Origin of the sequence: Streptomyces sp. JJ66 (assembly GCF_019303495.1) — a bacterium.
Taxonomy (GTDB): domain Bacteria; phylum Actinomycetota; class Actinomycetes; order Streptomycetales; family Streptomycetaceae; genus Streptomyces.
The window spans coordinates 59,151-72,741 of sequence record NZ_JAEVFI010000008.1 but is presented as its reverse complement, the minus strand read 5'-3'; the positions used below and the strand labels follow the sequence as shown (position 1 = coordinate 72,741).

The window sequence follows — 13,591 nt, the reverse complement described above, 5'->3', positions numbered from 1 at the left end:
GGGCCGCTGGCGAGCGGGCGGCATGGCTGTGCGGCCGACCCCGGCGGTGGGCTGCCCGATCGGCGTGTGTTGATCGTTACATGACCTTCTCGCCCCTGGACGGTACGGTGCCCCCACCCGGGATGGCACCGGGTGCCAGTAACCGGACTCACACGACTCGGAGCGAGATGTTCGACAAACTACTGGTCGCCAATCGCGGGGAGATCGCGATCCGGGCGTTCCGCGCGGCCTTCGAGCTGGGCATCTCCACCGTGGCGGTCTTCCCCCACGAGGACCGCAACTCGCTGCACCGCGCCAAGGCCGACGAGGCGTACCGCATCGGCGCGGAAGGCCACCCGGTGCGCGCCTACCTGTCCGTGGACGAGATCGTCAAGGCCGCCCGCCGGGCCGGCGCGGATGCCGTCTACCCCGGGTACGGCTTCCTGTCGGAGAACCCGGAGCTGGCCGCGGCCTGCGCCGACGCGGACATCACCTTCGTCGGCCCGCCCTCGGCGGTGCTGGAGCTGACGGGCAACAAAGCCCGCGCGGTGGCCGCCGCGCGCGCGGCCGGGGTGCCGGTGCTGCGCTCCTGTGAGCCGTCTCAGGACGTCGATGCCCTGGTGGCCGCGGCCGGGGACATCGGGTTCCCGGTGTTCGTCAAGGCCGTAGCCGGCGGTGGCGGACGCGGTATGCGGCGCGTGGCGGACCCGGCCGGGCTGCGGGACGCGATCGAGGCGGCCATGCGCGAGGCCCGCTCGGCGTTCGGTGACGCGACGGTGTTCCTGGAACAGGCCGTCGTCAACCCGCGCCACATCGAGGTGCAGATCCTCGCCGACGCGGCGGGCAACGTCGTCCACCTCTACGAGCGGGACTGCTCGGTGCAGCGGCGGCACCAGAAGGTCGTGGAGATCGCGCCCGCGCCGAACCTGAACCCGGCGCTGCGGGAGCGGATCTGCGCGGACGCCGTCGCCTTCGCCCGCCACATCGGCTACGTGAACGCGGGCACGGTGGAGTTCCTGGTAGACGAGCGCGGCAACCACGTCTTCATCGAGATGAACCCGCGTATCCAGGTCGAGCACACCGTCACCGAGCAGATCACCGACCGGGACCTGGTGATCGCGCAGCTGCGCATCGCCTCCGGCAAGACGCTGCCGGAGCTGGATCTGGCCCAGGAGAACATCACCGTCTCCGGGGCCGCGCTCCAGTGCCGCGTCACCACCGAGGACCCCGCCAACGGCTTCCGCCCCGACACCGGGACCATCTCCGCCTACCGCTCCCCCGGCGGGCCGGGCGTGCGGCTGGACGGCGGCACCGTGCACACCGGCGCGTCGGTCTCCGCCCACTTCGACTCGCTGCTGGTCAAACTCTCCTGCCACGGCCACGACCACGCGGGCGCCGTGCGCCGCGCCCGGCGCGCCATCGCGGAGTTCCGCATCCGTGGCGTGGCGACCAACCTGCCGTTCCTCGGCGCCGTGCTGGAGGACCCGGACTTCCAGGAGGGCCGGGTCACCACCTCGTTCATCGACGAGCGTCCCGAGCTGCTGCGCACCCGCCCGCCGGCCGACCGCGGCAGCCGCATCCTCACCTACCTGGCCGACATGACGGTCAACCAGCCGCACGGTCCGCGCCCCCGGGTGGTCGAGCCGCAGGACAAGCTGCCCGCCACCGACCTGACCGCGCCCGCCCCCGAGGGCTCCCGGCAGCGGCTGCTGACGCTCGGCCCGGAGGGGTTCGCGGCCGACCTGCGCGCGCGGCGCGGCGTCGCCGTCACCGACACCACCTTCCGCGACGCCCACCAGTCGCTGCTGGCCACCCGGGTGCGCACCCGGGACCTGCTGGCCGCCGCCCCGCACGTGGCCCGCACCACCCCCGAACTGCTGAGCCTGGAGTGCTGGGGCGGCGCCACCTACGACGTCGCGCTGCGCTTCCTGGCCGAGGACCCGTGGGAGCGGCTGGCCGCGCTGCGCGAGGCGGTGCCGGGCATCTGCACGCAAATGCTGCTGCGCGGCCGCAACACGGTGGGCTACACGCCGTACCCGACGGAGGTCACCGACGCGTTCGTCGCCGAGGCCGCCGCCACCGGCATGGACGTCTTCCGCATCTTCGACGCGCTCAACGACGTCTCCCAGATGCGCCCGGCGATCGACGCGGTGCGGGCGACGGGCACCTCACTGGCAGAGGTCGCGCTGTGCTACACCGCCGACCTGTCCGACCCGGCGGAGCAGCTCTACACCCTCGACTACTACCTGCGCCTGGCGGAGGAGATCGCCGAGGCGGGCGCGCACGTCCTGGCCATCAAGGACATGGCGGGCCTGCTGCGCCCGCACGCCGCGCGGACGCTGGTCACGGCGCTGCGCGAGCGCTTCGACCTGCCGGTGCACCTGCACACCCACGACACCGCCGGCGGCCAGCTCGCCACCCTGATGGCCGCGATCGACGCCGGGGTGGACGCGGTGGACGCCGCCGTCGCCTCGATGGCCGGGACGACCAGCCAGCCCTCGCTGTCCGCGCTGGTGGCGGCCACCGACCACACCGAGCGGGCGACCGGGCTGTCGCTGCGGGCCGTCAGTGACCTGGAGCCGTACTGGGAGGCCGTGCGCAGGGTGTACGCGCCGTTCGAGTCCGGGCTCGCCTCGCCGACCGGCCGCGTCTACCACCACGAGATCCCCGGCGGCCAGCTGTCCAACCTGCGGCAGCAGGCCATCGCGCTGGGCCTGGGCGACCGGTTCGAGCTGATCGAGGACTGCTACGCGGCCGCCGACCGGATGCTGGGCCGCCTGGTGAAGGTGACGCCCTCGTCCAAGGTCGTCGGCGACCTCGCGCTGCATCTGGTGGGCGCCGGGGTCACGGCCGCCGACTTCGAGGCGGACCCGGGCAAGTTCGACGTGCCGGACTCCGTCGTCGGCTTCCTGCGCGGCGAGCTGGGCGATCCGCCCGGCGGCTGGCCCGAGCCGTTCCGCACCCGGGCGCTCGCGGCCCGCAGCCCGCGCGGTGAGGCGCCACGGCTGACCGAGGAGGACCGGCGCGGTCTGGCCGAGGCGCCGCGGGCGACGCTGAACCGGCTGTTGTTCCCGGCGCCGGCGAAGTCCTTCACCACCCACCGGGAGAGCTTCGGTGACACCTCGGTGCTGTCGACGAAGGACTTCTTCTACGGACTGGAACCCGACCAGGAGCACACCGTCACCCTGGAGCAGGGCGTGACGCTGCTGATCGAGCTGGAGGCCATCTCCGACGCCGACGAGCGCGGCTACCGCACCGTACTGGCCCGGCTGAACGGCCAGCTGCGCCCGGTGCCGGTGCGCGACACCTCCGTGGCCAGCGCGGTCAAGGCGGCCGAGAAGGCCGAGCCCGGCAACGACCGCCACGTCTCGGCGCCCTTCGCCGGGGTGGTCACGCTCCAGGTGGCGGAGGGTACCGAGGTGGCGGCCGGTCAGACGGTGGCGACCATCGAGGCGATGAAGATGGAGGCGTCCATCACCGCCCAGACCGCCGGCACCGTCCGGCGACTGGCGATCGGCGGCGTCCAGCAGGTGGAGGCCGGGGACCTGCTGGCCGAGATCGCGCCGTAGCGCCACGCGGTGCCGCCGCGCCCGGGACGCGGTCTGTGGGTGATCCCGGGCGGGGCGCCGGATCGCCCGGGACGCGGGGCCGGGGTTTCCCGGCCCCGCTGCCCGGGTTCGGCACCTCCGGCAGTGCCTGCCCCGGGCACTGCGCCCTCCCGCCAAGACGTCCACTAGGTCACGATATGCACCGTTTGCTCTCTTCGTGCGGTACGCCGGGCAGGATCGGGGCTAAGTTGAGGGGCGGAGCCCTGCCGTGCGCGTGACCCGGCCCTGGCCGCGCCACGCGTGTGAGGGGCGCCGCTGGCGGGTGCCGGGCGACCGGTGCCCGCCGTCCACCGCTGGCGTTAGCGAAGGGGTGAGCCGTGTCGGCCGAAGGACCGGGCGCTCCCGCGCCCACGCAGGAAGAGCTCACCGAGGCCAGGCCGTCGAGGGAGACGGAGCTCAAGCGCGTCGTCTTCTACGGCTCCTCGGTACTGATCCTCGCGGTCTCGATCTGGGCGATCATCACACCGCAGGGTGCGGAGGACGCCATCGGGGTGGTGGTCAACTGGATCACCACCGGGTTCGGCTGGTACTACTTCCTGGCCGCGACGCTGTACCTGGTGTTCGTGCTGTACGTCGCCCTGTCACGTTACGGCACCATCAAACTCGGACCCAAGCACTCCAAACCCGACTACGGGCTCTTCGCCTGGGCCGCGATGCTCTTCGCTGCTGGCATCGGCATCGACCTGATGTTCTTCTCCGTGGCCGGGCCCGTCACCAACTACCTCGCCCCGCCCTCGGGTGACGCGGAGACGGTCGAGGCCGCCCGGCAGGCGGTGGTGTGGACGCTGTTCCACTACGGGATCACCGGCTGGGCCATGTACGCGCTGATGGGCATGGCCCTGGGCTACTTCGCCTTCCGCTACCGCCTGCCGCTGGCGATCCGCTCGGCGCTCTACCCGATCATCGGCCGCCGCATCTACGGCAAGATCGGCGACTCGGTGGACCTCGCGGCCATCATCGGCACCGTGTTCGGCATCTCGGTCTCGCTGGGCATCGGCGTCGTGCAGCTCAACTACGGGCTGAACTTCCTGTTCGGTATCGACGAGGGGCTGGCCGCCCAGATCGGACTGGTGGCCGTCGCCGTCGTCATGGCCACGGTCTCGGCGGTGGCGGGCGTGGACCGGGGCATCCGGCGGCTGTCCCAGCTCAACGTACTGCTGGCCGTGCTGTTGATGGCCTACATCATCGTCGTCGGCGACCCGGTCCGGCTGCTCAACGGCCTCATCATGAACATCGGCGACTACGTGAGCCGTTTCCCGTCGATGACGCTCAACACCTTCGCCTTCGACCCGCCCACCGACTGGCTCAACGCCTGGACGCTGTTCTTCTGGGCCTGGTGGGTCGCCTGGGCGCCGTTCGTCGGCATGTTCCTGGCCCGGATCTCCAAGGGCCGCACGCTGCGGGAGTTCGTGGGCGCCACGCTGATCATCCCGTTCCTGTTCACACTGACGTTCCTGTCGGTGTTCGGCAACAGCGCGCTCGGCGTCATCCGCGACGGCAACCAGGAGTTCGGCGAGACCGCCATGAACTTCCCGGAACAGGGGTTCTACGGCCTGCTGGAGCAGTTCCCGGGGGCACTGTTCAGCGCGGGGCTGGCGACGTTCGTCGGCCTGCTGCTCTACGTCACCTCCGCCGACTCCGGCGCCCTGGTCATCGGCAACCTCAGCTCCCACCTGCCGACGCCGCTGACCGACTCCCAGCCCTGGATGCGCGTGTTCTGGGCCGGGGCGACCGGGCTGCTGACGCTCGCCATGCTGCTCGTCGGCGGGGTGGACGCCCTCACCAGCGCGACGATCATCATGGGGCTGCCGTTCTCCTTCGTGATGTTCCTGATCATCGCGGGGCTGTACAAGGCGCTGCGGCTCGAACGCATGCGGGACGAGGCGCTGACGGCGACCCTGCCGTCGTCGCTGTCCAGCCGTACCACGCATCGCGGCGAAGTCGCCCAGCGCAACTGGCGGCAACGGCTCGCCCGCGCCATGAGCTTCCCGACGAAACGGCACGCCGCCCGCTTCGTCGACGAGACGGTGCGCCCCGCGTTCGCGGAAGTCGCCGGGGAACTGCACGCCCAGGGCGTCGAGGCGCAGGTCACCGAAGAGATGGATGAGGAGCTGGGCCTGCCGCACGTGGGCCTGATGGTACCCATCGGGCGGAGCGACGAGTTCATCTACCGCGTTTGGCCCATCGAGACACCCACCCCGGCGTTCGCCACCCGTTCGGTCACCCAGCACGACACCTACGTGCGCTTCGAGGTGCAGCTCGCGGAGGGCAGCCAGGGGTACAACGTGATGGGGTACAGCAAGGAACAGCTCATCGCCGACATGCTCGACCAGTACGAGCGGCACCTGGAGTTCCTGCGCCTCCACCGCGAGGCGACGGCCCACTCCGCGCTTCCCGACCACCGTCCCGACACCGCGGAGGTCCACCTCCCCGAGTCCGAGCGCTGACACCTCCGCCGGTAACGGGCGAGCCCACCGACGACACCGCCCCGCTCCCGCCGCACGGCGTCTCGGCGGGAACGCGGACGCCGGCGTCCACCGGCCCGGTCAGTGGGCGCCGGAGTGCCGCCGGTGCCGCCGGTGCCGCCGGTGAGAGCCTGGCCGGGACGCTGGGGTTGCCCGGGCCACCCCACCAGGGGCGCACGGCGTCAGACCGAGGCGGGGAAGCGGTCCCAGACCCGGTGGCGGGCGAGCAGCGTGGTCACCTCGGGCAGGACGTCGGTGCCGCTGCCGCCGGTGACGACGCCGGGCGCGCCGTCGGGGACACCTGCCGCACGCAGCGCGTCCGCACCGCCCGCCCAGGCTCCGATGGCCTTCGCGTGCCGGTACGCCTCATCCACCAGCAGCACCACGCGCGGGTCAGTGACCGGGTTCGGCGCCCCGCTACCGGACGTGCTGTCCCGCGCGCCGGGCGCGTCGGCCGCCGGGGCCGGGTTGGCGGCGAGCAGGACGGCGTCGAACTCGATGGAGCGGGCGGTGGCGAAGGTCCGCTGGACGGTCAGCGCGTCGTCGCCGGAGCCGAGCGTGCCGCCGGTGGGCGCGATGAGCAGCGGCACCATGGCGGAGTCCAGCGCCGCCTGCCGCACCTCGCGCACAGCGGCCAGGTCGCTGCCCGGGGCGACGACGATGCCGATGACGCGCGCCTCGGTAGGCCACTCCTGGCCGACCTGGGAGAGGGCCGGACTCGGATCGACGTCCGCCAGCGGCTGGGACGGCCCGGGCGCGGGCAGGCCCAGACCGGCGGCGACACGGGAGCACAGCACCGGGTCGATGTTGGCCAGCGCCCGCAGCTGACGCTCCTTGATCGCCTGCTCGAAGCATTTGTTCAGCTCGAAGGTGTAGGCGGCGATGACGTGCTCCTGCTCGACCGGGGTGAGGCTGAGCCAGAAGCGGCGCGGGTGGCTGAAGTGGTCGGCGAAGGACGCCGGGGCCTCGCGTACCTTGTGCGCGGCTGCGATCTCACGCGGCACCTCCACGTAACCGCCGGCGTCCGCACCGGCGAGGAACGGGCAGCCGCCGTCGAGGGAGTTGGGGCGGTAGGGCGCGACGCCCCGGTGGACGGCGGTCTGGTGCATGCCGTCCCGCAGCATGTCGTTAACCGGCGCGTGCGGCCGGTTGATCGGCAGCTGCGCAAAGTTGGGACCGCCCAGGCGGGTGATCTGGGTGTCGAGGTAGGAGAACAGGCGTCCGGCCAGCAGCGGGTCGTCGGTGAGGTCGATGCCGGGCACCAGGTGGCCGGGGTGGAAGGCGACCTGCTCGGTCTCGGCGAAGAAGTTGCTTGGGTTGGCGTTGAGGGTGAGCAGACCGATCGGCTGGACGGGGGCCAGCTCCTCGGGAACGATCTTCGTCGGGTCGAGCAGGTCGATGCCCTCGAAGGTCTGCTCGGGGGTGTCGGGGAAGGTCTGGATGCCCAGCTCCCACTGCGGGTAGGCGCCCGCCTCGATGGAATCGGCGAGGTCGCGGCGGTGGAAGTCGGGGTCCATGCCGCTGGTGATCTGCGCCTCCTCCCACACCTGCGAGTGGACGCCCGCCTTCGGCTTCCAGTGCCACTTCACCAGCGTTGTCGTGCCCTCGGCGTTGACCAGCCGGAAGGTGTGGACGCCGAAGCCCTCCATCATGCGCAGTGAGCGCGGGACAGCCCGGTCGGACATGTTCCACAGCGTGTGGTGCTGGGCCTCGGTGTGCAGGGAGACGAAGTCCCAGAAGGTGTCGTGCGCGCTCTGTGCCTGCGGGATCTCCCGGTCCGGGTGGGGTTTGCCCGCGTGGATGACGTCGGGGAACTTGATGGCGTCCTGGATGAAGAACACCGGGATGTTGTTGCCGACCAGGTCGAACGTGCCCTGCTCGGTGTAGAACTTCGTCGCGAAACCCCGGGTGTCGCGCACGGTGTCGGCCGAGCCGCGCGAGCCGAGCACGGTGGAGAAGCGTACGAAGACGGGGGTCTGGACGTCCTTGGCGAGGAAGGCGGCCTTGGTGACGCTGGCCGCCGTGCCGTAGCCGGTGAACACGCCGTGCGCGGCGGCACCGCGCGCGTGCACCACCCGCTCGGGGATGCGCTCGTGGTCGAAGTGGGTGATCTTCTCCCGCAGGTGGTGGTCCTGGAGCAGCACCGGGCCGCGTGGTCCCGCCTTCAGGGAGTGGTCGGAGTCCGGCAGCCGCACACCCTGCGCCGTGGTCAGCCGCTCGCCGGTCTGCGCCACCGCCGCCTGGTCCACCCCGGTGGCCTCGCCGGTGGGCGTGTAGGTGTCCGGGCCGCGCTGGTCGGGCTTGGGCGGAAGCGGGCCGCGCGGCCGCGTCGGCTCCTGGAGCGGGGCCGGCTCGCTGCTCGGGGCGCCCGGCACCTCCGGTGTGCTGTCGGAACCGCGCACGGCCTCGACCACCTTGTCCGCGGCGGCCCTGACCGGGTTCGGCTTATCCATGGTTCCTCCGCTAGGTCATACGGCAACGTCCCATCAAGTGACCGGCTGTGCCCATCTGAAACAGCCCGCGCACAAACTCACCCGGCCGCGCGGCCCGGATTTGCCGCTCCCGCCGCGCCGCGTCCCCGGCAGCGGTGTACGGGCACGGATCAGTGCCTCCCGAGCGCCGGTCTTCGTCGCTGACCCGGTCCGGGGGGGTGCGGTGCGGGACGGCCGCTCACCGCACGTCGCGGCCGTGCGGCGCCAGCGCCCAGGCCCGGGAGGCGAAGGCGCCTGTCGAAACTGCCGAACCCCACGCGAGGCCCGCTCTCCGTGCGCCCCTCGGGGCCGGTCGCGGAGCGGATGGGCGTCGCCGGTCCGAGGAGCCAGCAGGCGGCGGGAAGAGAAACCCGCTGGTTTCTCCCGTCCGAAACCGGGCTTGACCGGCGCCCGGCCGGGTACCCGGCCGGGCCGGGCGGCGCGGGCCGCGTCCCGCTCACCGTGCGGTACAAGGAGGTCAGAGCATGGGTTTGCGCAACTCCGTGGTCGTGGTGACTGGAGCGTCCAGCGGCATCGGCCGGGCGACGGCGAAGGCGTTCGCGAAGGAGGGCTGCACGGTCGTGCTGGCGGCCCGGCGGGAACACGCCCTGCGGGCGGCAGCCGGGGAGTGCGAGCGGTACCGTGGCGCGCGGACGCTGGTCGTGCCCACCGACGTCACCGACAATCAGGAGGTGGCCTGGCTGGCGCACCGCGCGCTGGAGGAGTTCGGCCGGATCGACGTGTGGGTCAACTCGGCGGCCGTCACCGTCTTCGGGCCGTTCCAGGAGGTGCCGCTGCGGGACCTGCGCACCGTCCTGGACGTCAACGTGCTGGGCACCGTGCACGGTGCGCGCTCGGCGCTGCGGGCGATGCGCGAGCAGGGCCACGGCACGCTGGTCAACGTCTCCTCCGTCGTGGGCCAGGTCAGCCAGCCCTATACCCATGCCTATGGCATGTCCAAGACCGCCGTCCGGTCGCTGGGCGGCAGCCTGCGGCAGGAGTTGCGGCTGGCGGGCGAGAAGACCGTGCACGTGTGCACGGTCTTGCCCGCGACCATCGACACCCCGCTGTTCCAGCAGGGCGCCAACTACACCGGGCACCGGGTGCGGGCCATGCCCCCGGTCTATAGCCCCGAGCGGGTGGCCAAGGCGATCGTCGGCCTCGCCCAGCGGCCGCGGCGCGAGGTCGTGGTCGGTCCGGCGGGGCGTTCCCTGGTGCGCGACGCCCGCTGCGCTCCCGGGCGCACCGAGCGGCTGATGGCGCGCCAGTTCGCCAGGCGGCACCTCTCGCGCAAGCACACCGCGGCTCCCAGCCACGGCAACCTCTACACCCCGGCGCCGGGTGCGGGCGAGGTCCACGGCGGCTGGGGCGGCCGCCGCCGCACCGCGTTGCGCCGCGCCGCCCTGGCAGGCGCCGCGCTGGCCTGCGTGGCGGCGGCCGCCCGCCGCAAGTAGGCGAGGCTGGTGCGCCACTCCGTCGCCGGGGAAGAGCACCTGTACCCGCGCCTGGCACCCGCGGCGCGGGTGCGGGGCCCGCGCCGGAGCTTACCACGAGACGGTGACCGGTTCGTCGACGCGGCCCACCGACTCCAGGCCCCAGCGGTCCGTGTACAGCTCGCGGATCTTCTCGATGGCCGCGCTGCTCTTCTCGGCGCTGTCGGCCGGATAGAGCAGGGTCAGTTCGTAGGAACGCTCGCCGTTGATGTCGCCGTCCTTGTCCCGCCACTGGCCGTAGCCCTCCTGGAGCGTGAGCCCGGCGGGGAAGCGCGGAGTGACCTCGGAATCGACGAAGGCGCGGAACTGCTGCTCGGTGACGGGCGGTTCGCCGTTATGGCGGCCGGTGCCGAACAGCAGCCGCGTCTCCACATACCGCTCATCGTGCGCGGACCGCGCGGCCGCCGGATCGGCGGCGGGCGCCGCCGGACCACCCCAGGCGCTGGTGCCCAGGGCGGCGAGCGCGGCGCCCAGGGCCAGGAGGCTGATGACCAGCAGGGCGACCCAGGTGAGGTTCCTGCTCGGGGTGCTGGAGACGTGGGACACGGTCAGCTGCTCCTCCCGGTCGTACCGTCGTGCGGGACGCGCAGGTGTGCGTCGAGCCAGTGCGCCGCCTCCCGCACGGCGGCTGGCGGGGTGGGCCCGGTGGGCGGGGCGGTGAGCAGGGGGCGCAGCGCGCGATGCAGCACGCGCGTCGCCCGGGCCGACTGGAGGCGGTCGGCGCGTGCCGCGAGGTCGGCGGCGAGGGCGGCCGCGTCCCGCCAGGCCCCGCACCGCAGCTGGGCGGCCAGCAGCTCGGCGTCGAACAGCGCGCGGAAGCCGCCCGCTCCGGTGACGGCGGTGAGCTGGTCCACCGCCCGGTGCCAGGCGCCGAGCGCGGCGTAGGTGAGGCCGAGGTGGCCGGCGGTCTCCACCTCGTCCACCCACCACACCCAGGCGGGGTCGCGGTCGGCGGGGCCGTCCAGGACCAGGCTGTGGGCGTGCCGCACCGCCCGCAACGCGGCGGCGCGCCGTCCGCCGAGGGCGTGGGCCTGGGCCTGGCGCAGCCGGAAGACGGCGGCGACCCGGGGCGTCAGGCGGGGGGCGGTCAGCGCCGTGCCGGAGAGCCGGAGTGCGGCCCCGGGCCGGCCAAGGTGGGCGGCCTGCATGGCCAGGGTGGCGAGGACCAGGCGCTCGCTGGCGCGGTCGCCGCTGGCCCGGGCGAGGGTCAGGGCGAGCGTGCTGAAACGGTGCGCCGCGCGCTGCTGTTCGGCGTCGAACAGCAGCCAGCCCGCCACCTGCGTCAGCTCGGCGAGGGCGGCTCCCGCCTCGCTGCCGGGGCGCAGACCGCCGTCCGCCGGGCGGCGCGGGTCGCACAGGAACCGCGGGGCGAGACGCGCCGCGACCGGGGCGGCGGTGACCGCGCCCGCGCGGGCCTCCAGCACGAGCACGCCGCGCGTCGCCTGACGCACCCGGCAGGCGTAGGCGAGTTCACGCGCGGCGGGGGTCATGGGCGGTCTCCTCTCTCGCGAACGGGCACGGGCGGGCACGCGGTGTCGCGGGCTGGCACGGGGCTGGCCCGGGCGGTCGCGGACTGACGCGGACCGCCACGGCCGTCCGCGTCAGGAGTCGGCCGGGACGCGGGCCCGGTCCGCTGGAGCGGGACCGGCGTCCAAGAGCTTGAAATGCCGCGCCACCTGTGTCAACCACGCGACCTCCTCGCTGATATCACCGTCCGGTGCGTGGGTCACCGGCTCGACCGCGCCACCGGGCGCGCGGGCCCCGGCAGCCCGGGCCCGCAGGGCGCTGCGCAGCAGCAGCGCCTCGCGGACGGTGGGCGCGGTGTCCTCGGGCAGGCCGAGGCGCTCGGCGTCGGCACGGACCCGGTCCGGGTCCAGGTACGGGCGCAGCGCGAGCTGGCCGTCGCGGATCTCGATGACGCGGCGGTAGAGCCGGTACTCCAGTTCACGCGGCGGCACCACGCCCAGCGGGCCGGACGGCGGGGCGTCCAGGGCGATAGCGGGGATGGCCTCGTACAGGGCCAGCCACAGCGGACGCAGCCGCCGGTAGGCGCGGTAGTCGGCCAGCCAGCGTGCGGCCTGCGACAGGCGCGGCCCCCACGACGGCACCGTCCAGCCGACCACCTGGAGGATGGAGCCGATGCTCCCGGCGATCCAGTACAGGTCGGGCCACGGTTCCGGCAGCCCCGTGTGGAGCGCGACGACCTGCAGATAGCGGGTCAGGCAGTAGAGGAGGATGAGCGTGGCGCCCGCGGCCACCGCCCACATGCCCGCCCGCAGCCAGGAGCGGTTGGCGATCCGGGCGTACCGCAGCGAGAGCCGCACCGCCTCGACCTGCCCCACCGCGCAGATAGCCAGGTAGAACGCGAAGTACCCGGCGTATCCCGGGTTCTCCAGGTTCAGCAGCACGGTGACCTCAGCACTGCCCAGCCGGGTGGGCGGGTGAACGAAGAAGAACAGCACCGCCAGCACCCCCAGGGCACCGCCGTACCCGAGCACGCGCCGCCGCGCCTTGCGGCGGGCGGTGCCGGGCTCGTGCGCCCAGTGCACGAGCACCACCTGCTGGGCCCCGGTGAGGACGACGACGAGTCCCTGGCACAGGAACGTGGTGATGTTCGGGTAGTGCAGGAACGCGGCGATGTGGCCGCGCAGGTGGTCCAGTTCCACGAAGAAGCTGAGACCGGAGCACAGGAAGTACAGGCACAGGGCTACGTACGCGGCGTCGCCACGGTGCCGCGGCAGGCCGGGCAGCTTGTACAGGACGGCCACGATGCCGACGAGGGCACTGGCCCAGGAGAGGATCTGGTAGGCCATGGCTCAGGAGCGGTCCGTCGCCGGGTTCTGGCCGATGACGCTCTCGATGCGGGCGAGGGTGCGCGCGGCGTCGTGCGGCGGTGCCCACATCGCCTCGGCGGACCGGCGCTGGACGCGGGGCAGCAGCAGTGAGGCCATCAGTTCCGCCTCTTGCTCCTCGGCGTCCAGGTAGCCGCAGCGGCCCAGCATTCCCCGCACGGTGGCCGGGTCGAGGTGGGGGAACAGCAGGCGGACGGCGGCGTCTTCTAAGCCGCCGTCACGGTGGTGGTCGCACAGGATGTGGGCGAGTTCGTGGGCGACGATGTGCTCCTGGTGCAGGCGGCTGGTGCGGGCTTCGTAGAGCACGACGTCCTCGGTGTGGGTGGCGAGCCACAGGCCGTAGACGCCGGTAGCTCGCAGATCGACCGGCGCCAGGCGCACCGGCCGGGCGCGCCGCTGGCCCACGGCGGCGCACAGGGCGAAGATGTCGTCGGCGCCGCCGATGCGCAGGGCGTCGAGCGTCCGCGCGCAGTCCCGGCGCAGCTGTCGTAAGTGACGTCCCCGCCGCCGTTCGTGCCTGCGGGAGGTTCCGGCATCCATGGCGTGCTCCGTCGGCTGATGCGAGTCGGGTCCGTGGGTGGGTCAAGCGTAGTGCGGATGAGGCCCCCGCCGTGAGCCGTCGGCGTGATCCGTGCGGCGCCGGGCGCGTGGGCCGGGTGTGACGCCGGTCAGCCCACCCGGTCCCACGGCGCGGGCCCGCCCCCCTGCGCGGACGCCTGGGGG

General features: G+C 73.1%; 8 protein-coding genes. 3 read left to right on the top strand and 5 right to left on the bottom strand.

The window, feature by feature from the left end; all coding sequences use genetic code 11:
- Positions 1-167 precede the first annotated feature (167 nt).
- Together JJV70_RS07820 and betT are read left to right on the top strand one after the other, a co-directional pair.
- The gene (locus tag JJV70_RS07820; RefSeq protein ID WP_219047027.1) at positions 168-3,548 is read left to right on the top strand and encodes a pyruvate carboxylase; all 3,381 of its coding nucleotides are present in this window, start codon (positions 168-170) and stop codon (positions 3,546-3,548) included.
- Positions 3,549-3,904: 356 nt separating this feature from the next.
- On the top strand, positions 3,905-6,034 hold the full coding sequence (betT, locus tag JJV70_RS07815; RefSeq protein WP_219047026.1) for a choline BCCT transporter BetT: 2,130 nt from the start codon (positions 3,905-3,907) through the stop codon (positions 6,032-6,034).
- A 200-nt stretch (positions 6,035-6,234) separates the two neighbouring features.
- Here betT and JJV70_RS07810 read toward each other — a convergent pair whose 3' ends face one another.
- The gene (locus JJV70_RS07810; RefSeq protein ID WP_219047025.1) at positions 6,235-8,505 is read right to left on the bottom strand and encodes a catalase; all 2,271 of its coding nucleotides are present in this window, start codon (positions 8,503-8,505) and stop codon (positions 6,235-6,237) included.
- A gap of 503 nt (positions 8,506-9,008) precedes the next feature.
- Between JJV70_RS07810 and JJV70_RS07805 the strand changes: the two genes are divergently transcribed.
- Positions 9,009-9,977, top strand: coding sequence for an SDR family oxidoreductase (locus JJV70_RS07805; RefSeq protein ID WP_219047024.1), 969 nt, complete (start codon positions 9,009-9,011; stop codon positions 9,975-9,977).
- A 90-nt stretch (positions 9,978-10,067) separates the two neighbouring features.
- Here JJV70_RS07805 and JJV70_RS07800 read toward each other — a convergent pair whose 3' ends face one another.
- The 4 genes from JJV70_RS07800 to JJV70_RS07785 form a co-directional block, all read right to left on the bottom strand.
- Positions 10,068-10,562 (bottom strand): DUF3574 domain-containing protein, encoded by a 495-nt coding sequence (locus JJV70_RS07800; protein ID WP_219047023.1) that lies wholly within the window; start codon positions 10,560-10,562, stop codon positions 10,068-10,070.
- A 2-nt stretch (positions 10,563-10,564) separates the two neighbouring features.
- On the bottom strand, positions 10,565-11,506 hold the full coding sequence (locus JJV70_RS07795; protein WP_219047022.1) for a DNA-binding protein: 942 nt from the start codon (positions 11,504-11,506) through the stop codon (positions 10,565-10,567).
- A gap of 111 nt (positions 11,507-11,617) precedes the next feature.
- Entirely contained in the window at positions 11,618-12,829 is a 1,212-nt protein-coding gene (locus tag JJV70_RS07790; protein ID WP_219047021.1) for an MAB_1171c family putative transporter, read from the bottom strand.
- A 3-nt stretch (positions 12,830-12,832) separates the two neighbouring features.
- Positions 12,833-13,408, bottom strand: coding sequence for an ImmA/IrrE family metallo-endopeptidase (locus JJV70_RS07785; protein ID WP_219047020.1), 576 nt, complete (start codon positions 13,406-13,408; stop codon positions 12,833-12,835).
- Positions 13,409-13,591: the final 183 nt, after the last annotated feature.